This is a genomic window from Paraburkholderia haematera, from assembly GCF_905220975.1.
In the GTDB taxonomy this organism is placed as follows: domain Bacteria; phylum Pseudomonadota; class Gammaproteobacteria; order Burkholderiales; family Burkholderiaceae; genus Paraburkholderia; species Paraburkholderia haematera.
The window spans coordinates 136,202-161,772 of record NZ_CAJNBK010000008.1; the positions used below are offsets into that span (position 1 = coordinate 136,202).

At 61.6% G+C, this 25,571-nt stretch carries 21 protein-coding genes; 12 read left to right on the plus strand and 9 right to left on the minus strand.

Features of this window, described 5'->3' with window-relative positions; genetic code table 11:
* Positions 1-197 precede the first annotated feature (197 nt).
* Positions 198-1,739 carry a peptide MFS transporter gene (locus KHO23_RS16740; RefSeq protein WP_211612443.1) on the minus strand — a complete coding sequence of 514 codons (1,542 nt, stop codon included), beginning with the start codon at positions 1,737-1,739 and terminating at the stop codon, positions 198-200.
* 1,101 nt (positions 1,740-2,840) lie between these two features.
* Between KHO23_RS16740 and KHO23_RS16745 the strand changes: the two genes are divergently transcribed.
* From KHO23_RS16745 to KHO23_RS16775, 7 genes are all read left to right on the plus strand, one after another.
* Positions 2,841-3,413, plus strand: a complete 573-nt coding sequence (locus KHO23_RS16745) for a cupin domain-containing protein (RefSeq protein ID WP_120294344.1) — start codon at positions 2,841-2,843, stop codon at positions 3,411-3,413.
* A 172-nt stretch (positions 3,414-3,585) separates the two neighbouring features.
* The gene (locus tag KHO23_RS16750) at positions 3,586-5,202 is read left to right on the plus strand and encodes a peptide ABC transporter substrate-binding protein (protein WP_211612332.1); all 1,617 of its coding nucleotides are present in this window, start codon (positions 3,586-3,588) and stop codon (positions 5,200-5,202) included.
* Between the two features lie 16 nt (positions 5,203-5,218).
* Complete coding sequence (locus tag KHO23_RS16755) at positions 5,219-6,157, plus strand: ABC transporter permease subunit (RefSeq protein ID WP_211612333.1); 939 nt, start codon at positions 5,219-5,221, stop codon at positions 6,155-6,157.
* A gap of 3 nt (positions 6,158-6,160) precedes the next feature.
* Positions 6,161-7,075 (plus strand): ABC transporter permease, encoded by a 915-nt coding sequence (locus tag KHO23_RS16760; protein ID WP_236066880.1) that lies wholly within the window; start codon positions 6,161-6,163, stop codon positions 7,073-7,075.
* A 1-nt stretch (position 7,076) separates the two neighbouring features.
* Positions 7,077-8,072: an ABC transporter ATP-binding protein gene (locus tag KHO23_RS16765; protein ID WP_211612334.1), complete on the plus strand. Its 996-nt coding sequence runs from the start codon at positions 7,077-7,079 to the stop codon at positions 8,070-8,072.
* A complete protein-coding gene (locus tag KHO23_RS16770; protein ID WP_211612335.1) occupies positions 8,069-9,100 on the plus strand; it encodes an ABC transporter ATP-binding protein in 1,032 nt (343 codons plus the stop codon). Before KHO23_RS16765 ends, KHO23_RS16770 begins: the two co-directional genes overlap by 4 nt.
* 201 nt (positions 9,101-9,301) lie before the next feature.
* Positions 9,302-10,891: an OprD family outer membrane porin gene (locus KHO23_RS16775; RefSeq protein ID WP_211612336.1), complete on the plus strand. Its 1,590-nt coding sequence runs from the start codon at positions 9,302-9,304 to the stop codon at positions 10,889-10,891.
* 15 nt (positions 10,892-10,906) lie between these two features.
* Here the strand turns inward: KHO23_RS16775 and KHO23_RS16780 are convergent, their stop codons facing one another.
* From KHO23_RS16780 to KHO23_RS16800, 5 genes are all read right to left on the minus strand, one after another.
* Positions 10,907-12,220 (minus strand): agmatine deiminase family protein, encoded by a 1,314-nt coding sequence (locus KHO23_RS16780; RefSeq protein WP_236066881.1) that lies wholly within the window; start codon positions 12,218-12,220, stop codon positions 10,907-10,909.
* 430 nt (positions 12,221-12,650) lie between these two features.
* Positions 12,651-13,760: an agmatine deiminase family protein gene (locus KHO23_RS16785; protein ID WP_211612338.1), complete on the minus strand. Its 1,110-nt coding sequence runs from the start codon at positions 13,758-13,760 to the stop codon at positions 12,651-12,653.
* Between the two features lie 48 nt (positions 13,761-13,808).
* A complete protein-coding gene (locus KHO23_RS16790) occupies positions 13,809-14,921 on the minus strand; it encodes a polyamine ABC transporter substrate-binding protein (protein ID WP_236066882.1) in 1,113 nt (370 codons plus the stop codon).
* 10 nt (positions 14,922-14,931) lie between these two features.
* The gene (aguB, locus tag KHO23_RS16795; protein WP_211612340.1) at positions 14,932-15,846 is read right to left on the minus strand and encodes an N-carbamoylputrescine amidase; all 915 of its coding nucleotides are present in this window, start codon (positions 15,844-15,846) and stop codon (positions 14,932-14,934) included.
* Positions 15,847-15,878: 32 nt separating this feature from the next.
* The gene (locus KHO23_RS16800) at positions 15,879-16,931 is read right to left on the minus strand and encodes an agmatine deiminase family protein (RefSeq protein ID WP_211612341.1); all 1,053 of its coding nucleotides are present in this window, start codon (positions 16,929-16,931) and stop codon (positions 15,879-15,881) included.
* Positions 16,932-17,033: 102 nt separating this feature from the next.
* Here KHO23_RS16800 and KHO23_RS16805 point away from each other — a divergent pair, with 102 nt between their 5' ends.
* On the plus strand, positions 17,034-17,942 hold the full coding sequence (locus KHO23_RS16805; protein ID WP_211612342.1) for a LysR family transcriptional regulator: 909 nt from the start codon (positions 17,034-17,036) through the stop codon (positions 17,940-17,942).
* Positions 17,943-18,015: 73 nt separating this feature from the next.
* Here KHO23_RS16805 and KHO23_RS16810 read toward each other — a convergent pair whose 3' ends face one another.
* Both KHO23_RS16810 and KHO23_RS16815 read right to left on the minus strand, forming a co-directional pair.
* Complete coding sequence (locus KHO23_RS16810; protein WP_211612343.1) at positions 18,016-19,632, minus strand: DUF3138 family protein; 1,617 nt, start codon at positions 19,630-19,632, stop codon at positions 18,016-18,018.
* A gap of 246 nt (positions 19,633-19,878) precedes the next feature.
* On the minus strand, positions 19,879-21,000 hold the full coding sequence (locus KHO23_RS16815; RefSeq protein ID WP_211612344.1) for a polyamine ABC transporter substrate-binding protein: 1,122 nt from the start codon (positions 20,998-21,000) through the stop codon (positions 19,879-19,881).
* A 116-nt stretch (positions 21,001-21,116) separates the two neighbouring features.
* Here KHO23_RS16815 and KHO23_RS16820 point away from each other — a divergent pair, with 116 nt between their 5' ends.
* The gene (locus tag KHO23_RS16820; RefSeq protein ID WP_211612345.1) at positions 21,117-21,530 is read left to right on the plus strand and encodes a hypothetical protein; all 414 of its coding nucleotides are present in this window, start codon (positions 21,117-21,119) and stop codon (positions 21,528-21,530) included.
* Between the two features lie 26 nt (positions 21,531-21,556).
* On the opposite strand, the gene KHO23_RS16825 is transcribed toward KHO23_RS16820, so the two are convergent.
* Positions 21,557-22,435 carry an IclR family transcriptional regulator gene (locus tag KHO23_RS16825; protein ID WP_211612346.1) on the minus strand — a complete coding sequence of 293 codons (879 nt, stop codon included), beginning with the start codon at positions 22,433-22,435 and terminating at the stop codon, positions 21,557-21,559.
* A 303-nt stretch (positions 22,436-22,738) separates the two neighbouring features.
* Between KHO23_RS16825 and KHO23_RS16830 the strand changes: the two genes are divergently transcribed.
* Genes KHO23_RS16830 through KHO23_RS16840 form a run of 3 tightly spaced genes read left to right on the plus strand, consistent with a single transcriptional unit; the run spans position 22,739 to position 25,548 of the window.
* Positions 22,739-23,830: an ABC transporter ATP-binding protein gene (locus KHO23_RS16830; protein WP_211612347.1), complete on the plus strand. Its 1,092-nt coding sequence runs from the start codon at positions 22,739-22,741 to the stop codon at positions 23,828-23,830.
* The gene (locus tag KHO23_RS16835; protein ID WP_211612348.1) at positions 23,823-24,737 is read left to right on the plus strand and encodes an ABC transporter permease; all 915 of its coding nucleotides are present in this window, start codon (positions 23,823-23,825) and stop codon (positions 24,735-24,737) included. Before KHO23_RS16830 ends, KHO23_RS16835 begins: the two co-directional genes overlap by 8 nt.
* A 16-nt stretch (positions 24,738-24,753) precedes the next feature.
* Positions 24,754-25,548 carry an ABC transporter permease gene (locus KHO23_RS16840; RefSeq protein ID WP_211612349.1) on the plus strand — a complete coding sequence of 265 codons (795 nt, stop codon included), beginning with the start codon at positions 24,754-24,756 and terminating at the stop codon, positions 25,546-25,548.
* Positions 25,549-25,571: the final 23 nt, after the last annotated feature.

Sequence of the window (25,571 nt, forward strand, 5' to 3'; positions counted from 1 at the left end):
GCGCGTGGAGCAGGTCCGCTCATGCGCAAACTAGCGCAACGTAGCGCATAAAATGCAAAATGGCGCACCCCTGTCAGACGGGGTACGCCATTTTTTTGCGCTGCCGGGCGTGGCAGACGCATGGGATGCCGAACGGCCGGCGCGTACTTTCTTGCGGCCGGTGGCCGACGCCCTGGGGCCGCTTTACACGCCGCCGATTACTCCGCCGCCACCGCGCTCAGGGCCGCCGTTTGCCGCGCGTTCTCACGCGCCTCGTCGCCGCAACGCTGATGTTCGCGCGACAGCTTGCGCATCAGCGGCAACAGCAGCACGGCAACCAGCGCGCCCGCTGCCGCGAGCCAGCCCAGGCCCGTAAACAGCTTGACGTACAACGGCAGCGATTCGAGCGGATCCATATCGCCCTTCGGCATCTGCGCGAAATTCGCCACCACGCTGCCCAGATACTGCGACACGCCGGTTGCCACGAAGTAAGCGCCCATCATGAAACCGCTCATCCGCGCCGGCACGTAGCGCGCGATCATCGCGAGACCCAGCCCGCTCACCAGCAATTCGCCGAGCGAATACAAGCCGTAGCCGCCCACCATGAACCACGACGAGACGCGCCCGTTCACCGCGTAGTTGCCGCTCGCCGCATACACGAAGAAGCCGGCCGCCACCACCGCGAAGCCGAACGCGTACTTGACCGCCACCGGCACGTCCTTGCCGCTCTTCGCGAGCTTCGTATAGAGCAGCGCGAGCACCGGGCTCATCACCATGATCCAGATCGGATTGAGCGCCTGGAACTGCGCGGCGCTCCACGTGAACAGCGTCTCGCCGAACAGCATGAAGCGCGGATCGACGTTGCGCAGCGCGAACAGCGTGAGCGACGTCGACATCTGCACATAGAACACGAAGAACAGGATCACCTGCGCGGTCAGAATCAGCGCGGCAACCAGACCCGAACGCTCCGAGCGTTCGCACTTCACCAGCATGTAGCCGAAGATCGCCAGAATCGCGACGCCGGCCGTGTACACGCAGGCCACCGCAATCGCCTTGTGCTGCAGCACGAACATCGTTGCGGTGCCAAGCACAATACCGCCCAGCGCGACCGCGCCGACGCGTTTCCAGCGGATCGGTTCGGCGTCCGGCGCGGAGCCGATATGCGCGAGCGTGCGGAACATGATGAAGTAGTTCAGCACCGACAGCAGCATGCCCGCGCAGCAGACCGCGAATGCCGTGTGCCAGCCCCAATGGTCCTTGATCCACGGCGTCGCGAGCATCGACGCTGTCGAGCCGATATTGACCGCCATGTAGTAGATCGTGAATGCGCTGTCGATGCGCGCGTCGTCGCCTTCATAGATGCGGCGCACGAGATTCGCGGCGTTTGCCTTGAAAAGCCCGTTGCCCACCACGATTACGCCCAGCGACGCGTACATGTAGCTCAATTGCTCGTTGGGCAGCGCCAGCATGAAATAGCCGGCTGCCAGCACGCCGGCACCGAAGATCATCGTGCGGCGCGCGCCCAGAATCTTGTCGCCGATCCAGCCGCCGATCGACGGCGATGCGTAAACCAGCGCTGTGAACGCGCCCCATGTGAGGGTGGCGTGGCTGTCGGTGAAGTTCAGCTTGTCGATCATGAACAGGACCAGCAGCGCGGCCATCCCGTAGTAACCGAAGCGCTCCCACATCTCGATCAGAAAGACCGTCGAGAACGAACGGGTCTGCGAGACCGGTGCGCCGGCGGGATTGGACGAATTCATCATGTACCTCTTGTGCTTACGGTTGCGGCGGCGCGTGGGCTGGCCACGCGGCGCGAAAAACGGAATCTGGCAAAACGTTCGGCGGATCCTGCGCGACACGACGCATGCATGGCCCCAGGCCTGCGCGTGGTCGATGGCGCGTTCATCTACACGTTCATCTGGAAACTGAACTGCGCGCTCATCTGCAAACCAGATTGCAAACTGAGGCGCCAATACCAGCGGAAAAACCAGGGGATGGGATAGTGGCCCGCCACGCGGTGCGCCCCGAAGGGAGTCCCCTGCCCCGAAGGAAGTCCCCTTGGGGGATTGGGGGACGCTGCGTCACATCGGGCTCGGGCTCCGGCAGGCGGAACGGGCTCAATGATAAAGCATTGCGGGAAACGGGGGTCTGGCGGGCGGCTTTCCGGAGGCCGGCTTTCCGGAGGCCGGCTTTCCGGGGGGCGGCTTTCCGGAGGCCCGCTTTGCAGGGGCCGGCTTCCAGGCGGCTGGCGGATGGCGGCTGCGCCAGATGGCGAACGCGATGCCCGCGGCAGGAAAAATCGGCAGTGATAGTCATGTCCTCAGCCCGGCCAGCGTTCGGTTGGAACGTGCCGGACAACGCTCCGCCGCGCAGGATCGCTGCGTGCGGAATGAAAAACAGCGGCCGGTGTCGCGTCTGATACGAACACGCGCGCCCAACCGCCAAGCGGGGCAGATTCTGCAAACAGACGCGCGATTCGTCACTCAGGGAATTCACTGATATCGCGCCAATTACCACGCCAATTACCCGTTCTTACACGCCAGATCGCTTCGTTGCGAAATCGTGTTTGACTGAAAATAGCCTTTGACGTCATGCCTTTAACCCTTCCCGATACTCAATCTGCATCAATGCTGACACCCTTATGCGTACTGCAGTCTTTACCGCATCCGCTTTCAGTTTCTCGTCGATTCCCGGTCAAAACGGCTGGGGAGAATTTCGGTTCTGGCAACATAGAGCGTTGTCTCGAAAACGCGGTCCCTTGCACGACCGGAAGCTGAACGGCCCGCCACCCCGGTCTGGACTGCGATCAAACCATATTTACTTATATCAAACAAATTTTGACGGGCTAATTTCCTCCTGCTATGGTCACGACAATTCAAAAGAAGAATCCGGCACTCGAACTCGGCAGCAAGATCCGCGCGTTAAGGCAACGGCTCAAGCGCACGCTGGATGACACGGCAACAGCGGCGGGTATTTCCAAGCCGTTTTTGTCGCAAGTCGAACGCGGCCTGGCGTCACCGTCCATCACGTCGCTGGCCGGAATTGCCCACGCGCTCGGGGTGACAGTGCAGTATTTCGTCGACACGCCAAGCGAAGAACGCTCGGTATGCCGTAGCGATCAGTTGAAGTTTTTCGGTTTTGCGGACTCGGCCAATTTGTTTGCACGGCTGACCAATCTGACGGGCGGCCGTCAGCTCGAAGCGATCCTTGTGAGGATGCCGCCCGGGCAGAAGCGCTCCGAAGTGACCACGCATGCCGGGGAAGAGTTTGTTTATGTGATCGACGGCGAAGTGTCGTTGACCCTGGAAGGCAAGACGTTCGTGTTGCATGCGGGAGACAGCGCGCATTACGAATCGACAGTGCCGCACAGCTGGGTGAATACCGCACGCAAAGAGTCGGTAGTCGTCTGGGTGGGCACACCGAGACTGTTTTAAAAAGCAGGCACCTTTTCCGGTTGATCCGGCCAGGGATTGCCTGCATTACGAAATGTAAGGAATCCTGCATGTCGAGCAACCAACAAGGGCCGCCCCGGTCCGAGCACGGCGGATAACCGGGCGCCCTGGCGCCAGCGCGTTCTTCTCTCGACTTTTCCTGCGATCTCAACCGATGAAAACCCCGTTCGTCTACGCGACGGCGCTGACCGCGCTCGTCCTTACATTTCAGCCCTCCGCCTTCGCCGTCACGGTACCCGCGGGTGTCACCCTCGCTGCCAGCCAGGAAATGACCCGCCAGGTGCCGTCCGAAACCGAATCGCTCGACCCCGCGCATATCGAATCCTGGACCGGCGACACGATCGCGCTCGACATGTTCGAAGGCCTGACGCGCATCGACGCAGCCGGCGCGATCGTGCCGGGCGTCGCGCAATCGTGGACGCGCACCGGGCCGACTACGTGGGTTTTCAAGCTGCGCCATGACGCGCGCTGGAGCAACGGCCAGCCGGTCACGGCCGCTGACTTTATCTATTCATGGCAACGCGTGCTCGATCCGAAGACGGGTTCGAAATACACCGTGCTGGTCGAATTCGTGAAGAACGCCAAGGCGATTCTCGCCGGCAAGGCGCCGCTCTCGAGTCTCGCCGCGCGCGCCATCGATCCGTACACGCTCGAAGTCACCACCGAAGTCCCCGCCGCCTTCTTCCCGCAACTGACCGCCATGCCGGCTCTCGCCCCGGTCAATCGCGCGACCGTCACCAAGTTCGGCAACGACTGGACCCGGCCGGGCAACTTCGTCGGTAACGGCCCCTACACGCTGACCGACTGGCAGCCGAGCAATCGCCTCGTAGCAACCAAAAGCAGCACGTACTGGAATGCCAGCAAGGTCGTGATCACGAAAGTGACCTATCTGCCGATCGAAAACGACGAAACGGCAATGCGCATGTATCAGGCCGGCCAGTTCGACTACACGTACTCGATTCCGTCGGGCATCTATGCGCAGGTGAGCAAACAGTTCGGCTCCGAACTGAAAACCGGCGTGCAGATCGCCACTTACTACTACAGCCTGAACAACGACGACCCGGCATTCAAGGACAAGCGCGTGCGCCAGGCGCTGGCGATGGTGCTGGACCGCGACCTGCTGACCAAGCGTCTGACGGCCGACGGCGAGGTGCCGATGTACGGCCTGATCGCCAAGGGCACGGAAGGCGCGAACGTCTTCACGCCTGACTGGGCAAGCTGGCCGATGGCCAAGCGCGTCGACTACGCGCGCAACCTGCTGAAGGAAGCCGGTTACTCTGACGCGAAGCCGCTCACATTCACGCTCACCTATAACACCAACGACCTGCACAAGAAGGTCGCGCTGTTTGCCACGTCGGAATGGCGCACCAAGCTCGGCGTGACCGCCAAGCTCGAAAACGTCGAACAAAAGGTCCTGCTCAAGCAACGCCACGACGGCAAGGTGCAGGCCTCGCGCGACGGCTGGTTTGTCGACTACAACGACGCCAACTCGTTTTTCGATCTGATACGCTGCAACAGCGTGCAGAACGATCAGCGCTACTGCAATCCGCAAGTCGACAAGCTGATCGATGAAGGCAACCAGCAGCTCGACGACGCGAAGCGCACCGCCCTGCTCACGCAGGCGCACGATCTGGCGATGAACGACTACCCGCTGGTATCGCTCTTCCAGTACTCGGCGGACCGGCTGGTCAAATCGTATGTCGGCGGCTACACGTCGACCAATTACGTCGACCAGCGCGCCACGCAAGACATGTATCTGATCAAGCACTAAGCGCGGGAGCACCGTCATGCTGGCTTATACGCTGCGCCGCACGCTCTGGGCGATCCCGACGATTCTCGCCGTGATCACCGCGTGCTATCTGCTGCTGCATCTCACCCCCGGCGGGCCGTTCGACACCGAGAAACACCTGTCGGCGGCCGTGCTCGCGAACCTCAACGCCAAGTATCACCTCGACGAGCCGCTGTGGCTGCAGTACTTCCACTACCTCGGCTCGCTGCTGCACGGCGATCTCGGTCCGTCGTTCCGCTACGCCGACTGGTCGGTCAACGATCTGGTGTGGAAGGCATTGCCGGTGAGTCTCGGCGTAGGTGGCGTATCGGTGCCGATCGCGGTCGTGATCGGCGTCACGCTCGGCACGCTGGCCGCCGTGCGGCGCGACCGTTTCATCGATCACCTGGTCATGGTGCTCGGCAATATCGGCAACGTGGTGCCGCCATTCGTGCTGGGTCCGGTGCTGGTGTGGATCTTCGCGATTCTGCTGAAGACGTCAGAAGGTCATGGCTGGCTGCCCGCCGGCGGCTGGGGTGAAGGCGAATGGCGCTATCGCGTGCTGCCGATCGTGCTGCTCACCATCATCAACGTCGCCGCGATTGCCCGGGTGATGCGCGGCAGCATGATCGAAGTGCTGTCGGGCAATTTCATCCGCACCGCGCGCGCCAAAGGACTGCCGGGACGCACGATCGTCTTGCGCCATGCGTTGAAGCCCGCGCTGATGCCGGTGGTGTCGCTGCTCGGCTCGATCTGCATCTCGTCGATCACCGCGGCCGTGGTCACCGAGTCGGTGTTCGCCCTGCCCGGCCTCGGCCAACTGGTCGTCAACGGCGCGATCAACCGTGACTACACGCTCGTGCTTGGCCTCGTCGTGCTGACCACCGCGGTCGCCGTCCTGTTCAATCTGCTGGTCGATCTGGCGTACGCCTGGCTCGATCCGCGCATCCGGTACTGATCCATGCCCCGCTCAATTCAATCGACCGCCGCGGCGCTCGATCCGCTCGCGGCCCTCGCAAGGGCGCCGCGTTCGCGCGGGCCGCTCGCCACCGCCGCACTGCGTTTCGTGCGCAATCGCGCGGCGTTTTCCGGCTTCGTCATCTTGATGCTGATCGTGCTCGCTTGCGTGGCAGGTCCGTGGTTCCTGCCGAACAATCCGATCGATAGCGACTGGAGCGCGATCAGCCTCGCGCCAACGCTGCAGAACATGCACTGGTTCGGCACCGACGAGCTCGGCCGCGATCTGCTCGCGCGCGCGCTGCAAGGCGGACGCGTCTCGCTGGAAGTGGGCCTGCTCGGCACGCTCGTGTCGGGGCTGATCGGCGTGGCCTACGGCGCCACCGCCGGCTATCTGGGCGGCCGCGTCGATGCGGTGATGATGCGTATCGTCGACATGATGTACGCGATCCCCTACATGCTGATCGCGATCCTGATGATGACGATGTTCGGCCGCGCGTTCTACCTGGTCGTGCTGACGATCAGCGCGTTCTCGTGGCTCGACATGGCGCGCGTGGTGCGCGGCCAGACACTGTCGCTGCGCTCGCGCGAATTCATCGACGCCGCCCGAGCAATCGGTGTGAGTTCGCGTTCGATCATCGCGCGCCACATCGTGCCGAATCTGCTTGGCGTAGTGGTGGTGTATGCCAGCGTGACGGTGCCCAACATCGTGCTGACCGAATCCGTGCTGTCATTCCTCGGCCTCGGCGTGCAGGAACCCATGACGAGCTGGGGCGTGCTGATCCAGGACGGCGCGCAGAAGCTCGAATCGATGCCGTGGCTGCTGCTGTGCCCGGCGGTGATGCTGTGCGTCACCCTGTATTGCGTGAATTTCGTCGGCGACGGTCTGCGCGACGCATTCGATCCGAAGGACCGCTGACATGCCGCTACTCGAAGTCAAAGACCTGAGCGTGCGCTTCACGCGCCGCGAGGGCGCACCCGTCGACGCGGTGCAGCGCGTATCGTTTTCGCTCGAAGCGGGCCGCACGCTCGGCATTGTCGGTGAATCGGGCTCGGGCAAAAGCCAGACGGTGATGGCGCTGCTCGGCCTGCTGGCCGGCAACGGTAAGGTGTCGGGCGCTGCGACCTATCGCGGCGAAAACCTGCTGACGATGAACGAAGCCGAGCTGAACAGGATTCGCGGCGACCGCATCGGCATGATCTTTCAAGACCCGATGACCTCGCTTAACCCGTTCCTGACGATCGAACGGCAGATGACCGAGACGCTGCAACTGCATCGCAAGATGTCGCGCCGCGAAGCGCGCCGCCGCGCCATCGAAACGCTCGAAACGGTGCGCATTCCCGATGCCGAGCGGCGCATCAACATGTATCCGCACGAGTTCTCCGGCGGCATGCGGCAACGCGTGATGATCGCTATGGCTCTGCTCTCCGAGCCGGAAATCCTGATCGCCGACGAGCCGACCACCGCGCTCGACGTGACCGTGCAGGCGCAAATCATCGAGTTGCTGCGCGAACTGAACCGCGAACGCGGCACCGCGATCATTCTGATCACGCACGACATGGGCGTCGTGGCCGGGCTGTGCGACGACGTGATGGTGATGTACGCCGGCCAGACCGTCGAGCAGGCGAATGCCGCCACGCTGTTTGCCGCGCCCACGCATCCGTACACGATCGGTCTGCTGAACGCGTTGCCGCGCCTGACCGACGACGATGACCGTCCGCTGCAAACTATCCCCGGCAACCCGCCATTGCCCGGCGAAGTCGGTGAGGGCTGCGCATTCGCGCCGCGCTGCGCGTATTGCAGCGATCGGTGCCGCGAGTCGCGCCCTGCGCTTACGGCGTCGCCGACGGCTGCCGATGCATTGCGCGCATGCCATCGGCCGGTGCAGGAAATCATGGAGGTACAACACGTATGAACGCGACTTCCATTACAAGCCAAGGCTTGGATCAGGCAACACTGTTATCGGTCGACGATCTCAAGGTGCAATTCGGCGTGCCGCGCGGCGGCTTTCCGTGGTCCGGCAAAGCAACCCTGCGCGCGGTGGACGGCGTGTCGTTCAGCGTGCGGCGTGGCGAAACCGTCGGCCTCGTCGGCGAATCGGGTTGTGGCAAGTCCACGCTCGCGCGCGCCATCATCGGCCTTGTGCCGGTGGCGAGCGGCAGCGTGCGCTGGCTCGACAAGGAAACCGTGCTGACAGGCGCGCGCCGCGATACCTCGCGCTTGCGCCGCGACGTGCAGATGATTTTCCAGGACCCGCTCGCCTCGCTCGATCCGCGCATGACGATCGAACAGATCGTCGCCGAACCTTTGCTCACGCATGGCCAGGATATTGCCCGCACCGACGTGCAACGGCGCGTTCTGACCATGCTCGAACGCGTCGGCCTCAACGCACAGCATCTGCGCCGCTATCCGCATGAGTTTTCCGGCGGCCAGTGTCAGCGCGTCGGGATTGCGCGCGCGTTGATCGGCGAACCGCAACTGGTGATCTGCGACGAGCCGGTGTCGGCACTCGACGTCTCGATCCAGGCGCAAATCGTCAACCTGTTGCGCGATCTGCAGCGCGAGTTGTCGCTGTCGCTGCTGTTCGTCGCGCACGATCTCGCGGTCGTCAAGGCGATCAGCCACCGCGTGCTGGTGATGTATCTGGGTCGGGTGATGGAATTCGGCGACAAGCGCGACGTATATGGCATGCCGCGCCATCCGTACACGCGCGCGTTGCTGTCGGCGGTGCCGGTGCCCGATCCGGTGGTTGAACGCGCACGCCGTCACCTGCTGTTGCGCGGCGAGATTGCGTCGCCGCTCAGCCCACCCTCCGGTTGCGCGTTTCGCACGCGTTGCCCGGATGCGATTGAGGCCTGCGCCAGCGAGATTCCGCAGCCCGTCACGCACGGTGCGAGTACGACTCGCGTCGCGTGCATTCGCGTAGGCGACGCTGCAATGTAAGTCCCCTTGAGCGACGCCCCGAAGGAAGTGCTCCTCGGGCGTCGCTAAACAAAACAGTCTGGAAATCTAAAACCGTATTCCCCGGTGCGACGGGCCGTCGCGCCGTTGGATTCGTTCGTCCTGTCGTCAGCAGGACGAACGATGCACGTGGACCGGCTAACTGCCGGCCAAAGACTCACCAAAATAACAGAGACGTACACCATGAAAGATAGCCGAACAAAAAAACGGTCAAAAAAAACTAATGCAGCCACCTTCTTTTACTGTGCATTCACGCTGCCCGCGCTGACCCTCGGCGCAAGTGCCTATGCCGATGACGTCGTATTGGAGCCCACCTCCGATACGACGAAAACTCAAACACTCGCGCAAACGTTGTCTTCTCCTGTGCAACGGTCACAAGCTTCGTCGGCCACGCAAACTTCGCAAGCCAACACCGCCGGCAAGCGCAGAGCCGACCAGGGCGGCCAGGTGCGCAACGATCAACCCGACACCACCAACGCCATCGTCAACGCGGAAGCCGATCAGACGGTCACGCCTCCCACGCCGCCGTCGAGCCAGGCGGCGAGCAAGGGCCTGATCGCCGATAGCCATCTCAACCTGCAATTCCGCAACTATTCCGACTACTTCCAGGCACCCACTGCGATCTATCGTCATGCGTGGATTCAGGGCGCGCAAGTCAACTATGAATCAGGCTTCACGCAAGGCCCGGTCGGCTTCGGCGTGGACGCGTCGCTGTTCGCCGCGCTCAAACTCGACGGCGGCAACGGCGCCGGCAACATGGTGCACGTGGGCAAGGACGGCGGCGGCTCGCAACAGCTCGCATGGGCCTATCCCGGCATGTATGACATCAAGGGTCGCATTTCGGAAACGGTCGTGAAATACGGTCTGCAGATCGTCACCAACCCGTTCCTCGAGCCGCATGACAACCGCGCGCTGCCGCCGACTTTCCTCGGCGTCTCGATGGTGAGCAACGATCTGGTTCATACGACGCTCGAGGCCGGCAGCTTCACCAAAGTCGACGCACGCGGCCACACGAACCTGACCAACCTGACCACCTCGTACGGCGGTACGCGCATCGACCGCCTGACCTACGTGGGCGGCACCTGGCACTACGCAAAGAACGGTGAAATGGCGCTGTATGCCGACCAGGCAGACGACGTCTGGCGTCAGTACTACGGCTCGGTGGCGCAGTCGTTCGGCGACCCGACTACGATCAAGTGGAGCGGTCTCGCGAACATCTATTCGACGCACGATACCGGCGCGTCCCGTCAGGGGCATATCAACAGCAACGCGTACAGTTTGTCAGTCTCCGCACAGCACGGCCCGCACGCGCTGCTGCTCGGTTACCAGCAGGTGCTCGGCGACCAGTTCTTCGACTACGTCAACGAGACCAACGGCATCTACCTGACCAACTCGATGGACGTCGACTACAACGCGCCGCATGAGCAGTCGCTGCAATTGCGCTACACGTTCGACGGCAAATACGCTGGCCTGCCGGGGCTCAAGGCGATGTTCTGGGGCGAGTACGGCTGGGGGGCGGACGCTTCGGCCGGTGCCGCGGAAAACGCTTCGGCGTCGGCGCCGCTGCACAACCTGTACTGGAAGAACGGCGAACCGGTGCACGGTCATCATCACGAGTTCGGGTTTATTCCGAGCTATACACTGCAAAGCGGCCGCTTCAAGGACACGAAGGTCACGTTCATCGCGATGTGGCACAACGCCTCGCGGTATTACTCCGATGGCAACAATATGGAGTACCGGCTGGTGGTGAATGTGCCGGTGAAGGTGTTCTAAAGCGGGCGGGTTTGCCTAAGCGGGAAGTTCACGGGTCGCGCAATGCACACCGCCGCCACCCGATGCGATGCCCAGGATGTCCACCTGGACAATCGCTCGTGAACCGGCATACGGCCGGATGGTTGCCACGGCGGCGGCATCGGCCGCAAGGTCGTTGAATTTCGGCACGATGATCGCCCCGTTACATTTGTAGAAGTTGATATAACCCGCGGCAAAGTTCGTCATCTGCTTGTCTCTCAGCGTTACGCCGTTGGATGTGCCGTAGTTACCCGGCGCATTCAACGCAATCAACGTGAGCAGCCGCCCTTTGGCATCCGTTTGACCCACCAGGTTTCCGTAGTTGGCGGCCATCAGTGCTTGCTCGTAGGTCGAATTGGTTGGATCGGCTGCGTAGGCGACGACGCCGGGCGCGAGGAACTTCGCATAGAAGTCGACGTGTCCGTTCGTGATGTCGGTCTCATTGGCCGGCGTGGCGGCGCCACCCTGGCCACCGACCCCGCAGCCTCGTGGATAGATCGCGGTGCCCGGAATCCAGATGATCTTCTGCACACCGAGCGTTCGTTGCAGTTCAGCCAGCACCGTGTCTTTGGCGGTTGGCAGAAGCGTCGCGTTAGCCACCACGCCATCTGGAATGGCGAACAGTTGCGGATTGCGATTGACGTGCAGCACGGCGGACTCGGCAAGGATCGCCGTCGCCTCGCCATCGAATTCAATCGCGCCGCCTTCGAGCGTCAATGAACTCTGAATCAGCGTCGCGTGGTTTGCCTGCGCCATCCATCCCGCTAGCGTGTGATCGTTTGCGAACGGCTGGAAGAATTTGCCCGCCTTGGACTTGTTGCTGCTCGCGGCAACCGAAGGTGGCACCGTCATCCCCGCGTTCAGGTTCAAGCCATCCGTATTCGCGTTGCCCCAGCCGTTGAAGTTGAAGCTCACGGCGCACAATGCGTTGCCGTTGGCCGTGTCCTTGACGAACAGACAACCGGTGTCGCGCGTCCAGAGATCGTCGAATCCATTGGCGAGCGGGATCAGATTGACGCCGCCCGCGCCCGTGCCCCGGGCCAGATAGTTCGCGTGGATGTCGGGATTCGCGCCGCTCGGCATCGCCAGCAAGGTCTGCGCGACGCTCAGGTCGACCGGCAGCACCAGCATGTTGACCGGCTCATACGTGCCGATCGCTTTGGCCACGTCCATCAGGTCGGCACGGACCCGATCAATACCGGCATCCGTGCTCTGCGGCGTCACCGGCGTCCAGATCCCTTCCGAACCCGAGGCGAACGCCATATACGTCGCCGTATGCGGCAAATCCTCGCCCGGCAGAAGGTACGACACGCCATTGGCCGGCGACGGATTCCGTGAAGATGCTGCCGGCGAAGACGGCGATGACGAACTCGACGATCCACCTCCTCCGCACGCGGCCAGAGTTCCCATCAAGGAGATCCCTAACAAGGTAGTAGAACTTTTGATAAAGCTGCGACGCGTCACTAGCGTGCGCTCAGCCGATGATTGAAATGCCTTGCTGCGCTTGCTCTTTGTCATATCCATTTTCCTGTCACTGCGCCTGGCGGCCGACTCCGGATTGCGGCCGGGAATTCGACGGTATTTCTGCGAGCGCACAAAACACCGGCCGACGATCTCCCCCGCCGCGGTGTTGCTCCGCAGTCGATTCAACGCACCAGAAGACCGAATTACGCCAAGGTCAGAAACGTCGACCGTGAGGGGAATCGTGAGCCCGCATCGTGGCGCGGCTCGCGATGTGGGATCAGCCGGGTTGCTGTTGTGTCGTACAGTGAATTCCACCGCCGCCTGCGGCGACGCCGTCGATATTCAGTTGAATCACGTCCCGGCCGGGAAACATATCCACGAGAATATCGCGCGTATTGCGATCGGCTTTGTTGTCGCCGAACTCGGGGGCGATCACCGCGTGATTGCACACATAGAAGTTGATGTATCCGGCCGCGAACTGGTCGTTCTCATACTTCCGGCGCACGGTGGTCGGGCCTTGCAGCACCACTACCTTCAATGGACGGCCTTTCGCGTCGGTGGACTTGCGCAGGATCTCCAGATGCCGCTTTGTCACCGCGTGATCGTAGGAAGACGGATCCGGATCGAGCCCGGCAACCACGACACCCGGGCTCGTAAAGCGCGCGTAGAAGTCGGTGTGGCCGTCGGTAATGTCCTTGCCTGCTATGCCTGGCAGCCAGATGATTTTCTGTAGCCCGAGCAGGCGGGACAATTCCGCTTCGCACTGCGCTTTGCTTAGACCCGGATTGCGATTGGCGTTCAGCACACAGCTCTGCGTAATAATGGCCGTGCCTTCGCCGTCCACTTCAATGCCGCCGCCTTCCAGCACCAAATGCGTTTCGAGCAGGTTCGCCCCGACTCGATGCGCGACAAAGGCCGCGACTTCCGCGTCCTGTTCGTGCTCCTGCTTGTTACCCCAGCCGTTGAAGTTAAAGCCCACGGCGCCGAGCTGGCCCGCGGCTCCTTTGACGAACACGGGCCCAGTATCCCGCATCCATAGATCATCGATTGCTTGAGGCACGAGCTCGACCGCAGCGCCGCACAGGCGAGCGGCGATCTCGTGGTCCTCTTCCCGAACCAGCATTTTCACGGGCTCGTGCGCAGCAATGGCCTTCGCAATGCCAGCCAGATTCTCCCTGACCACGGGCAGCAGTTTGCCGCCCCAGATCGCCTCGCCAGGGCCGAATGCCATCCAGGTCGCGGCGTGGGCATCGCCTTCGTCTGGCATCCGCCAGTTGGCGCTCTGCGCGAGCGCCATCGTGCCGAAGCCACTGCCGAGCGCACCCGACAACAGCGCGCCACTGGAGGCCAGGAGTCCCCGTTTCAGAAAATGACGTCTTGTCGTCATGGAAAACACCTCATGTAGATCGGTAAAGCCGGATGCATAGCCTGCCATTCAGGGCTTGCTCGCCTTGAGGCCAAGCCAGATTCGGCCCTCCAAACGAGCGGTGGCGGGCGCTTCGACCACCGGCGTAAACAGCGTTCGTTTCTTTTGCTCATCCGGATAGACGTTCGGATTATTGACCAGCGCGGGGTCCATCAGCTTCAGTGCGCCCTGATTGGCATTAGCGTATCGCGTGGCATTGGATATCTTCGCCACGACGTCGGGCCGCAGGATGTAGTTGATAAACGCATGCGCGTTGTCCGGGTGCTTCGCGGTCTTCGGAATGACCATGCCGTCGAACCACATCAGACTACCCATGCTCGGGATGTCGTAGACGATGTCACGCTTGTGGTCCAGTTCTCTCGCCTTTGGCGCGGCCAGGTTGATCGCCCCGGAGTAGCCGACCATGACGCACAGTTCGCCGTCGATCAACTCGTTGGCGTTAGCCGAATCGACGAACAGACGGATATATGGCCGGACTTTCATCAGCATGGTCTGCGCGGCCGCATAGTCTTGCGCGCTCGGATTCACCGGATCGCGGCCAACATAGCGCAACGCCAGCGGCAGCACCGTACTGGCGGAGTCCTGCAATCCCAGTCCGCAGTGCGCGGCGATGCGCGAGGCAATCGCCGGGTTGAACAGCAGGTCCATGCTGTTCGTCGGCATATCCTTGCCGAGGATGGCGCTGACCTTGGCGCGGTCGTATCCCACACCCACGGTGCCCCACATGTAGGGAACGCCGTACTGATTGCCGGGATCGGACTGCGCCATCAGTTTCAACAGTGCGGGGTCGAGATACTTGAGGTTCGGCAGCTTGCTCTTGTCGAGCTTGCGAAATGCGCCGGCCTGGATCTGCTTGGCCATGAAGTCATTGGTCGGCCACACCAGGTCGTATCCGCTGTCGCCCGTCATCAGCTTGGACTGCAATGTTTCGTCGCTGTCGTAAGCGTCGTAACGGACCTTGATGCCGGTTTCCTTCTGGAATTCGGACAAGGTGTCAGGGGCGAAATAGTCGCTCCAGTTGTACAGGTTCAGTACCTTCTCTTCCTCGGCATGGGCTTGCGCGGCCAACAGGCACAGACAAACTCCGAGACCGGCGAATACCGGGAGCCAATGCTTTTTCATCACGTATTCCTTAGCGATAGCATGAAGAGGTGCCGTCGCTGGTCAGCAGCGTGCGATACATCTCTGGGCGGCGATCGCGGAAAAATCCCCACGACTGTCGATCCGCGCGGATCGCGTCCAGATCGAAGGTGTGCAGAAGAATGGTTTCGTCCGTGCGATTGGCTTCGGCCAGCTTCGCGCCCGTGTGATCCGCAATGAAACTGGAACCGTAGAACACGCCGGCCAGTCCCTGCTGTTGCGGATTGCCGTTGCCGAAACCGACTTCACGGCCGATCCGGTTAGCGGCGACGACCGGCACCATGTTGGCCGCCGCATGGCCCTGCATCGTGCGTTGCCAGTGAGCCGCCGAGTCGAAATCGCTGCTGAACGGCTCCGACCCGATGATGGTCGGAAAGCACAGAATTTCCGCGCCCATCAATGCGAGGCTGCGAGCCGTTTCCGGATACCACTGATCCCAGCAGATACCGATGCCGATCTTGCCGAAGCGCGTGTCCCACACCTTGAAGCCGGTGTCGCCCGGCGTGAAATAGAATTTCTCCGTATAACCGGGGCCGTCCGGAATGTGCGTCTTGCGATACACGCCGAGTATTGTGCCGTCGGCATCGGCGACGGCAATCGAGTTGTAGGCGGCATTGCCGGCCCGCTCGAAAAAGCCGATGGGCAACACAATACCCAGTTCGCCCGCGAGTCTCGCGAAGCGGGCAATCCGCGGGTTGCCCGCGAACGGCTCGGCCAGCTCCAGATGCTGCACGTTCTGATCCAGGCAGAAGTACGGCATCATGAAAAGCTCGGGGCACAACACCAGGTTGGCGCCCTGAGTTGCGGCTTCACGGATCAATCGTTCCGCGGTGGCCATATTGTCTTCAAAGGTCCAGCTGCCGGATGCCATTTGCACCGACGCTACGGTGATGTTTCGCGACGACATGTCAAGGTTCCTTCGATCGGATTCGGTCTGGATCAGTTAGTGGTGACGTTACCGGTGACAGCGGGCTGCTGCTGTGTCGAGCAATGAATGCTGCCGCCGCCGATCGACAAAGTGGGAATCGGCAGCAGCTCCACCCGCCGCTCCGGGAACGCCTGAGCGAAGACCTCGCGTGCGGCCTGGTCCTGCTCCACGCCAAACGCGGTCGCGATCACCGCGCCGTTGACCAGAATGTAGTTCGCGTAACAATCGCAGTAGCGCTCGGATCCATAGCGTTCGCTGACAATCGGCGACGGCAGATCGAGCAGTTCGAAGCGGCGCCCGGCAGCGTCGGTGGCTAACTCCAGTGCACGGCGATTCTCACGCATCACCTGAAAGTAATCGCCCTGCACCGGACTCGCGCTCTGGCACAGCATCTTGCCCGGCGCGATAAACGACGCAATGCCGTCCACATGCCCATTGGTTTCCACTTCGTCCGGATTGCCAGGTAACCAGACAATCTTCTCCACCCCCAGCATGCGCCTGAGTTCGGCCTCGATTTCAGCGCGGTTCATATGCGGATTGCGATTCGGATGCAGCAAGCAGCTTTCCGTGGTGACCAGCGTACCCTGTCCGTCCACGTAAAAGGCGCCGCCCTCCAGCACCATATGGGAGTTGAATATCTGCGCCCCGGCCGCGCGGGCGATGTCCTGCCCCACCTGCTGGCAACCGTCGTACGGCTGGTATTTCTCGCCCCAACAATTGAAGCGAAATGAAGCGGCGCCTAGCCGGCCGCGCTCGCCCAGCAGAAAAATCGGCCCGCAGTCACGCAGCCAGTTGTCTTCCGCGGCAACGCCAAGAACCTCGACGCCGTTGCCGAGCAACTCGCGCGCGGCATCCGCCTGGCTGTGGTGAGCGCTCACCACGCAACGCTGATAGCGGGCGACAGTCTGCGCGACCAGCGCGAACTCCCGGCAGACTCGCAGATAGTGGTCCCCCCACAGGTCTTCGCGGCCTTCCAGAATCGGCCATCCCAACCAGGTGGTGTCCATTGTTTCCCATTCAGCGGGCATCCGGTAGCCGTATCGGCGAGCATCAAAGCGACTCATTCTGCTATCTCCGTCGTTAGGTGGTGAGTCATTGTGATACGGGTTACACTTGAATAAAAATGATGTTTATTGGTCAAATCAATCAACTTTTCTCATATCTCCATGCAACGCGTCCCCTCCCTGAAGTTGTTGATGGGCTTCGAAGCGGCCGCACGACTGGGCAATTTCTCGCGCGCAGCCGACGAACTGCACCTTTCGCAATCGGCGATCAGCCATCAGATCCAGCAGCTCGAGGAGCAACTGGGACAGCCGCTGTTTCGTAGAATCGGCCGCGGCGTGGAATTGACGGTCGCCGGCGAGGTGCTGCAGCGAAGCGTGCAGCGCTCGATGGAAACGCTGCGCAGCGGGCTCGGACGGATCGCGACCTATCTGGACCCTGGGCTGGTCGTGCTGGTGTGTCCCGCGCCGTTGCTGCACGGCTGGCTGCAACCGCGTCTCGATCAATTGCAACAGGTTCTTCCCGATCTATGCCCACTGCTCTCCACCGACGAGAGCGCGCGTTATGTCGATGAGATCGACGTCGATATGACGATCGGCGCGCGCCCGATGCAACAGGCCGGCCTATCGGAAATACCGTTTCTGTACGACGAGTGGGTGACCGTGTGCGCAACGGAACTCGCGGCGAAATTAGAGCGCGTGCCGCGCGCCAAACATCATTTGCACACGGGCCTGATCTGTCTGGAAGAGAACCTGACCAGCGAGAGCACCGGGCCGATTTTCCGCGGGCAACTGTCGGCCTATCGCATGAACGCGATCTATGACGATCAGCGCCTGGTGCTGGACTCGGTGTTGCGTGGGCGTGGCATTGCCTGCCTGTCCCGGCTGGTGGCGCAAGGCGGTATTGATCAGGGTGCGTTGACCATCCTGGCCGATTACTCGCGTTTGCCGGGCATGACGTGGTGGCTGTCGCGCGTGGCCGGGCCGTCGCGCTCACCCATCGTCGAGCAGATGTTCGAATGGCTGCTGGCGCAGGGCAAAGAAGCCGATTCCGGCCGTGGCCCTGAAGCCTAGTTTGAATCTCTAGCGGGTTGCATGTCACGACATCATCCGCGCGAGAGCATGGATGACGCCGTGGCATGCCGTGCTAGAACGAATAGATAAACTGCGTGGCAAGCAGATCGTTGGAACTGCTATAAGACCCGTCGTTGCGCAGGAACACCTTGTTATTGGCCCAGTCGTGCCGGTACTCGACTTTCACTGTAATCTGCCCGGTCGGGAAAAACAGCAGATCGAGCGCGACGTCCTGACGATTCGAACCCTTGCACTGCAGACCCAAACCGCCGCTCGCCTGCGCATTAGCGAAGCAGCCCGCGCCGATGCCGAACCCGTTGTAGGGGTCGCGGCCCTGGCCGTTCAGCGCAACGCCGCCACCACCGCCGCCGTTCTTGCTGTCGGCGAGGAAGTCGTAGCGCAACGTCGCGCCCATCCGGCCGACGCCCGGCAAGCTGAACTTGCGGTGCGCGAGTAGCGAGACGCCATACCATTGCGCCTGGCCGCCGTTGAATGCGGCGTTCTGCTGCTGGCCATAGTCGAGCTCGACGTTGTACTGCACGTCGGCGAGCAGGTAGGTCAGGTCGGCTTCCGAGAAGAAGAACGTGCCGAAACCGCTGGGCGCCTGACCGCTCACACCGTAGCTCACCGCACCGGTCGTCGGATTGATGGCGCTCGGCAAGGTCTGCCGGCCGATGTTGAACGACGCCCCGATATCGAGCGCGCTTGACCACGTATAGTCCGCGCGTGCCGTGAAGGTCGGCACCTTGTTGCTGGTCGTGATCGGATCGCCCAGCGCATTCGTGCCGGTCTGCGTGATAGCGCCGTTGGTCCGGTACTGTTCATTGCCGAGCAGGAACTTCCACGCCCAATTTCCCTTCGAGTAGTTCGCACCGAGGCCGATATAGCTGCCCGGATCCGAGAAGTCATACAGCAGGTTGTGGGTCAGCGTGAGCATCTGATTCGACTGCTGCACTTCATAGCCACCGAAGCTCGACATCAGGCCAGCGACGAAGGTCGTCGTGGCCGACAGCGGCACGCTGACGACCGCTGTGTTCAGAATGTTGTTGCCGATCTGACCATGCTCGTTCTGCAACAGCGTGATGCCGTTACCGCGATTGGGCATGAGTGTGATTTCGGCCGACGGCGCCATCGGCCCGACGCCGAAGGTCTTCTTGATGTCGAGGTACAGATCGCCGAACGTGCTGTTGAAGTAGCCGCCGGTACTTTCATGGTTTGCGAACAGGAACGAAGAACTGCCTTGCGCGCGGTTATACACGTAGGTCGGATCGATATAACCCGTCACCGAGAGACCGGCGATCGGTCCGGTATTCGCAGCGTCTTCGAGCGAATTCACCTTCAGTTGCTGAATCGCAAGCTGTTGCTTCATGGCAGTGACGTCGTCGTTGGTTAGCGTCGCCTGCGCTTTGCCATAGGCGGACGATGAGGCATCGACCGGTGCGGCCGCGGGCTCAGCGGCTGCCGGCTTGGTTGCCAGTTTAGTTGCCGGCGTAGTTGCCGGCGTAGTTGCCGGCGTAGTTGCCGGCGTAGTTGCCGATTTAGCCGGCGGCTGCGTCTGCAATCGCCTCACCTCTTTTTGCAGCGCGTCGAGCTGCGCCTGCAGTGCCCGGATCTGCCCGGTCGTGGTGTCGGCCAGCGCAATGCCGGGCAGACAGCCCGCCACCAGCAGGCAAATCAGTTTCTTTCTCACGCGATGTCTCCTCGTTTGTTGTATTGCGATTGATTTGCGTAGGCCCCGGCCGTCGCGAGCCGACCTCTCACGGGACGCGCGCGCGAGCGTTCCCCTGCGAGGCGCGCGAGGCGGCTCACAAGACGTGCAGCGTTCAGGGAAAGGTTGGCCGCGCGTTAGCGGCGCAGGCGGGCTAGCGTGGCGGCGGCTTCATGCGAAGCGACGCTCGGGGCCCGGTGGTCGCTGAAATCACGCTATTCGACGCCATTAGCGCCCTGCCTTCAGTTGTGCCCACAAGCGGTTTTCCAGCCGGACAATGTCAATGGGCAACGGCTTCATCAGGGTCATTTTGCTCAGCACGTCATCGCCCGGATAAACGCTCGGGTCCTGCGACACGACCGGGTTGACGAACGGCCGGGCGGCACGGTTCGCGGTCGGATAGAACACCTCGTTGGTGATCGCCGCATTGACCTTCGGGTCTTCGATATAGTTGATCCACTTCAGGGCCGCTTCGGGATGCGGCGCGTCCTTCGGGATCACCATCATGTCGAACCACAGCAGCCCCCCTTCCTTGACGTTCGAGAAGCGGATCTCGTAGGACCGTTTCGCTTCTGCCGCGCGCCGCCGCGCAATGCCCACGTCGCCGGACCAGCCGATCGCCACGCAGACATCGTTATTGGCGAGATCGTTGATGTAGCCCGACGAGTTGAACTGGGTGATGTAGGGGCGCACCTTCTTCAGCAGATCGAAGGCCGCCTGATAGTCGGCGGGGTTCGAGCTGTTCGGATCCTTATGCAGGTACTGCAGCGCGGTAGCGAATGCGTCGGCGGCCTGATCGAGGAATGAGACGCCGCAACTCTTCAGCTTCGACACGTTTGCCGGATCGAACACCAGCGCCCAACTGTCGACCGGCGCGTTGTCTCCCAGCGCTTTCTTCACTTCCTGCACGTTGTAGCCAATCCCATCGGTGCCGTACGCCCAGGGCACGCCATATTGCGCCCCCGGATCGGCATCCGCGATCATTTTCATGAGTACCGGGTCGAGATTCCTGAGGTTGGGAATTTGCGACTTATCGAGCTTCTGAAGCATGCCCGCCTGAATTTGCCTCGCCATGTAGAGCGACGATGGCACGACAACGTCGAAACCTGAACTCCCCGCCAGAAGCTTGGCCTGCAGCGTGTCGTCACTGTCGTAGTTGTCGTATCTCACGTGAATGCCGGACTCCTTTTCGAAGTTCGGGATCGTGTCCTTCGCGATGTAGTCCGACCAGTTGTAGACGTTGAGTTCGGTGTCGGCCGCCTTCACAGGCGGCGAGCAGGACAGAAGAAGTCCGGTGATCGCAACAAGAGCAGCACCCGCGATCTCATGATGAAAATGACAAAAGCGCATTGTTGTTTCCCTTGAAGATAGGAGATTGAAGTGCAGGTAGATAGCAATGTGAAAGAAGCCAATTATTTAATTTCCATTCCTAAATATTTGGCCAATCTGAATAGCGACAGAAATAGATGGAGGGTCGTTTTTCATCTGGCTTCGCGTCTCTCGCGTTGCCGACGGGTGAATCATTCTCGGTTGAACAATATCTGATGGGAATTGATGTTTTTTGTTTGGTTCGATCAATTCTTCTCATGTCTTGCAGCGAGCAGCAGGCGACACAAAAAGTCGGCAACCGGTGGAATTACAAGAATTACAACATCGCTATCACTTCGTTCCTGAACCACCGACAGTTCGTTGGCGTGGTTGATCCCTCCTCCTACATGGTCGATGCAGGAGGAACACCGACAACGGGCGCTGACCGGAGACGGTCGACCACGTTCGGCCACAGAGTTCATGGAACATGGGGCTTCTACACCTTGCTCTATCGCGTGAGTGGCAGCGGGCTGGCGCCACAATACGTGCATGAAGGTGTCCACCCTGCGTAGTACAGGCGTAACCGCAGCCTGCACCCCTATCCAGTGATGCGTTCGGTGGTCATAGCGCGCGACAAGCCATGCATCGGCCGGCGCAACGCGACATCGAAGGGATTGGTTTGCGGGCCGATCGCATCGGCCTGACGGCGCAGCAATTCGACCACCATCGGCAGGCGATCGTCGCCGAGACGCGCCGCCAGGGTGCCGACGCTCAACGCCGCCACCGCGACGCCGGTGCGGTCCAGAATCGGCACCGCCACGCCCGCCATGCCGTCGAGTACCCCGCTATTGCGGCCCGCGTAACCGAGTTGGCGCACGCGTTCGATCTCGGTGCGCAAATACACTTCGTCGAGCACACCATAGCCGCGAATGCGCGGCACGTTAAAACGAATGATCTCTTCTCGCTCCGCTTCCGGCAGAAACGCGAGAATCGCCAGGCTCCCCTGACCGACACCCAATGCCACGCGGCCGCCGATATCGCCAGTGAACGAGCGAATCGGAAACGGCCCTTCGCAGATGTCGAGACACACCGCGTCGAAACTGCTTTTGACCAGCAGGAAAATCGTGTCGCCAAGGCTCGCGCACAGCCGCAGCAACGCGGGACGGCACAGCGTGCGCATGCCGCTCGGATTACCGGCCTGCGCGGCGAGCGCAAAGAAATCGACACTCAGCCGATACAGCTTCGAATTTTCGTCCTGTTCGACGATGCCTTCCGCGATCAGCGCATGAAGAATGCGGTGCACCGTGCCTTGCGTCAGCCCCACGGCTTTCGCGAGACGCGTGACGCGGCCGCCGTCGGGTTGCGCTTCGGATAACGCACGGATCACCGCGAAGGCGCGCTCCAGCATCCCGGGGCCGGGCGCACCGCCCGTTTCGGCCAGTGCGGGATCGGCATCTCGTTTGGCGGCAGCATTCATCTCCAGCGCTCCAAATTATTTCATTGACCGGAACACTATAGAGGGTTTTATCCCTCAATGGAATATTCCCCGCACGCCCGTTCTGTTCCCACTCCGATCTGATTCATAGGGATTTTCCGGAGCTCATGCAGCGGAACGGCCGACATCGGTTTGACCGAATATCTTCCATTCACCGGAATTTTTTTCAATCTTATACCGCCAAACGGAATTTGAAATTGACGCCATGCAATTTGGCTGGATAGAGTCCGTTCCATCGAGGCAGTAGCCGATTGAACCGGTGTCGTCCTATCCAAAGGCCAGATCATGTCGTTCCTCACACTCACGGACGTCGCGAAATCGTTCGGCGATCTGCAGGCAGTCGCCGACGTGAACCTGTCGGTTGAAAAAGGCGAGTTCGTTTCGCTGCTCGGGCCGTCCGGCTGCGGCAAGACGACCACGTTGCAGATGATCGCGGGCTTTGTCGAAACGACACGCGGGCGTATTACGCTCGACGGCCGCGACATCACGCACATGAAGCCGAACAGGCGCGGCCTCGGCATTGTGTTCCAGAGCTACGCGCTGTTTCCGCATATGAGCGTCGCGGACAACGTCGCTTTTGGGCTGGAGATGCGCAACGTCGACAAGGCCGAGCGCAAGGAGCGCGTGCGCGAAGCACTGGCGCTGGTGCGGCTCGATACGCTCGCGCACCGCTTTCCGCGCGAGTTGTCCGGCGGTCAGCGGCAGCGTGTGGCGCTCGCCCGCGCAATCGTGATCGCGCCGCCCGTGCTGCTGCTCGACGAACCGATGTCGAACCTCGACGCCAAGCTGCGCGAAGACATGCAGTTCGAGCTGCGCGCCATTCAGCGCAAGATCGGCACGACCACCATCATGGTCACGCACGACCAGTCGGAAGCGCTATCGATCAGCGACCGGGTGGTGGTGATGGAAGCCGGCCGCATTACGCAGATCGACACGCCGTACGAAGCGTACGAACGGCCTGAAAACAGATTCGTCTCGCAGTTCATCGGCAAGGCGAACATGCTGGCAGGCAAGGTGGTGGCGCGCGATGGCGACGCGATCCGCATCGACCTCGGACACGATCTCGCCGAGACCGGCCACACCGCGCAACTGCCCATGCGCGAACGTGTGATCGGCGTCGGCGACGCGGTCACGTTGTGCATTCGTCCGGAAAAGCTGCGCCTGTGCGCGCCACATGCGGGACGTCTGGCGGCCACCGTGACGAGCCGCTTCTTCCTCGGCAGCCAATGGCTTTATCGCGTGGACAGCCGGCTTGGCGAAGTGCTGGTGTGCTGCCAGAACGAAGGCACCGAGCCGCTGCCGGAAGGCGCGGCGGTCGGTGTCGACTGGAACAGCGAGGCGATCCGCTTCATTCAACGGGATGCGCATCATGGCTAGTACGCTGCCTGCTTCGAACGACAACCGCTTGAAGAGCGGCACTACGCGCCGCGCGCCGTGGCAGGCGTTCGTGCCGTTGTGGCTGATGTGCGCGCCGGCTTTCCTGCTGTTCGCGGCGCTCGTGCTGGTGCCGCTCGTCATGACGCTGGTGCTGACCTTCTATCGCTTCGATCCGTCGAGTGGCCCGCTCGCCGCATTCCAGTTCGGCAACTATGCGGAAGTGCTGAACTCGTCGTATTTCCACACGATCTTCCTGCGCACCTTCGGCATCGCCTTTCTGACCACCCTGCTGTGCATCGTGATCGGCACGCCCGAAGCTTACGTGTTGTCGCGCATGCGCGATCCGTATCGCTCGATGTTCCTGCTGATCATTCTCGCGCCGCTGCTGGTCTCGGTCGTGGTGCGCGCGTTCGGCTGGAGCATGCTGCTCAACAGCAACGGCCTCGTGAATCAGGCGTTCGGTCTTGTCGGGCTGGGACCGTACAAGCTCGAATACACGACCTTCGCCATCGTCATAGCACTCGTGCACGTGATGCTGCCGTTCATGGTGATTCCGGTGTGGACCGCATTGCAGAAGCTCGACCCGCAAACGGAAAATGCCGCGCTGTCGCTGATGGCATCGCCCGCCACGACCTTGCGGCGCATCGTGTTGCCGCAACTCACGCCGGGCATTCTGTCGGGCAGCCTGATGGTGTTCGGCCTGTCGGCGAGCGCGTTCGCGATTCCCGGCCTGCTCGGCGGACGACGCCTGAAAGTCGCCGCGACCGCCGTCTATGACGAATTCCTCGGTTCACTGAACTGGCCGCTCGGCGCGACCATCGCGCTCCTGCTGCTGGTCGCGAATCTGATCGTGATGCTCACTTACTACCGGGTTCTGGAGCGCAAGTACGCCAGAAGCCTCGGCTGAACCTCTCGAGATCATCATGAGAAAAAACGGCCCCATTGCGCTGATTTTCCACACGCTTGTGATTGCGTTCGTGCTCGCGCCGCTCGTGATCGTCGTGCTGGTCGCCTTCACGCCCGACGAAACGCTCACGCTGCCCACGCACGGCGTATCGCTGCGCTGGTTCCGCGCGATCCTCAACTATCCGGACTTCATCTCGGCGTTCTTCAACAGCCTGAAACTGGCGTTTGCCTCGGCAACGTTGTCATTGATCGTCGCGTTACCTGCTGCACTGGCAATCGGCCGTGCCCGCTTTCCGGGCCGTGGGTTCCTCAACGGCTTACTGCTGTCGCCGCTGGTGATTCCCGGCCTCGTGCTCGGCATCGCTCTGCTGCGCTTCTTCGCGCTGATCGGCGCGACCGGTTCGTTCGCGTGGCTCGTGCTCGCGCACATGATCATCATCACGCCGTTCGTAATGCGCCTTGTGCTGGCCTCGGTGAGCGGTCTCGACCGCAGCGTCGAACATGCCGCGCACTCGCTCGGCGCCGACGCGTGGACCACGTTTCGCCGCGTCACCTTCCCGATGATTCTGCCGGGCATTACCGGCGGCTGGCTGCTCGCGTTCATCAACAGCTTCGACGAACTGACCATGTCGATCTTCGTCACCTCGCCGCAAACCGTCACGCTGCCGGTTCGCATGTACATGTACGCGACCGAATCGATCGATCCGATGATGGCCTCCGTCTCGGCGCTGGTGATCTTCATCACCGCGGGCGCGATGCTGCTGCTCGATCGCGTGTATGGGCTCAACCGGATTCTGATCGGCCAGCACTGATGCCTTCCACCGCCCTCTATCAT

What these genes read in the sequence shown, in the direction of transcription:
- KHO23_RS16740 (WP_211612443.1), bottom strand. Translation starts at nt 1,739, where the DNA reads ATGAATTCGTCCAATCCCGCCGGCGCACCGGTCTCGCAGACCCGTTCG.
- KHO23_RS16745 (WP_120294344.1), top strand. Translation starts at nt 2,841, where the DNA reads ATGGTCACGACAATTCAAAAGAAGAATCCGGCACTCGAACTCGGCAGC.
- KHO23_RS16750 (WP_211612332.1), top strand. Translation starts at nt 3,586, where the DNA reads ATGAAAACCCCGTTCGTCTACGCGACGGCGCTGACCGCGCTCGTCCTT.
- KHO23_RS16755 (WP_211612333.1), top strand. Translation starts at nt 5,219, where the DNA reads ATGCTGGCTTATACGCTGCGCCGCACGCTCTGGGCGATCCCGACGATT.
- KHO23_RS16760 (WP_236066880.1), top strand. Translation starts at nt 6,161, where the DNA reads ATGCCCCGCTCAATTCAATCGACCGCCGCGGCGCTCGATCCGCTCGCG.
- KHO23_RS16765 (WP_211612334.1), top strand. Translation starts at nt 7,077, where the DNA reads ATGCCGCTACTCGAAGTCAAAGACCTGAGCGTGCGCTTCACGCGCCGC.
- KHO23_RS16770 (WP_211612335.1), top strand. Translation starts at nt 8,069, where the DNA reads ATGAACGCGACTTCCATTACAAGCCAAGGCTTGGATCAGGCAACACTG.
- KHO23_RS16775 (WP_211612336.1), top strand. Translation starts at nt 9,302, where the DNA reads ATGAAAGATAGCCGAACAAAAAAACGGTCAAAAAAAACTAATGCAGCC.
- KHO23_RS16785 (WP_211612338.1), bottom strand. Translation starts at nt 13,760, where the DNA reads ATGACGACAAGACGTCATTTTCTGAAACGGGGACTCCTGGCCTCCAGT.
- KHO23_RS16790 (WP_236066882.1), bottom strand. Translation starts at nt 14,921, where the DNA reads ATGAAAAAGCATTGGCTCCCGGTATTCGCCGGTCTCGGAGTTTGTCTG.
- aguB (WP_211612340.1), bottom strand. Translation starts at nt 15,846, where the DNA reads ATGTCGTCGCGAAACATCACCGTAGCGTCGGTGCAAATGGCATCCGGC.
- KHO23_RS16800 (WP_211612341.1), bottom strand. Translation starts at nt 16,931, where the DNA reads ATGAGTCGCTTTGATGCTCGCCGATACGGCTACCGGATGCCCGCTGAA.
- KHO23_RS16805 (WP_211612342.1), top strand. Translation starts at nt 17,034, where the DNA reads ATGCAACGCGTCCCCTCCCTGAAGTTGTTGATGGGCTTCGAAGCGGCC.
- KHO23_RS16815 (WP_211612344.1), bottom strand. Translation starts at nt 21,000, where the DNA reads ATGCGCTTTTGTCATTTTCATCATGAGATCGCGGGTGCTGCTCTTGTT.
- KHO23_RS16820 (WP_211612345.1), top strand. Translation starts at nt 21,117, where the DNA reads ATGGAGGGTCGTTTTTCATCTGGCTTCGCGTCTCTCGCGTTGCCGACG.
- KHO23_RS16825 (WP_211612346.1), bottom strand. Translation starts at nt 22,435, where the DNA reads ATGAATGCTGCCGCCAAACGAGATGCCGATCCCGCACTGGCCGAAACG.
- KHO23_RS16830 (WP_211612347.1), top strand. Translation starts at nt 22,739, where the DNA reads ATGTCGTTCCTCACACTCACGGACGTCGCGAAATCGTTCGGCGATCTG.
- KHO23_RS16835 (WP_211612348.1), top strand. Translation starts at nt 23,823, where the DNA reads ATGGCTAGTACGCTGCCTGCTTCGAACGACAACCGCTTGAAGAGCGGC.
- KHO23_RS16840 (WP_211612349.1), top strand. Translation starts at nt 24,754, where the DNA reads ATGAGAAAAAACGGCCCCATTGCGCTGATTTTCCACACGCTTGTGATT.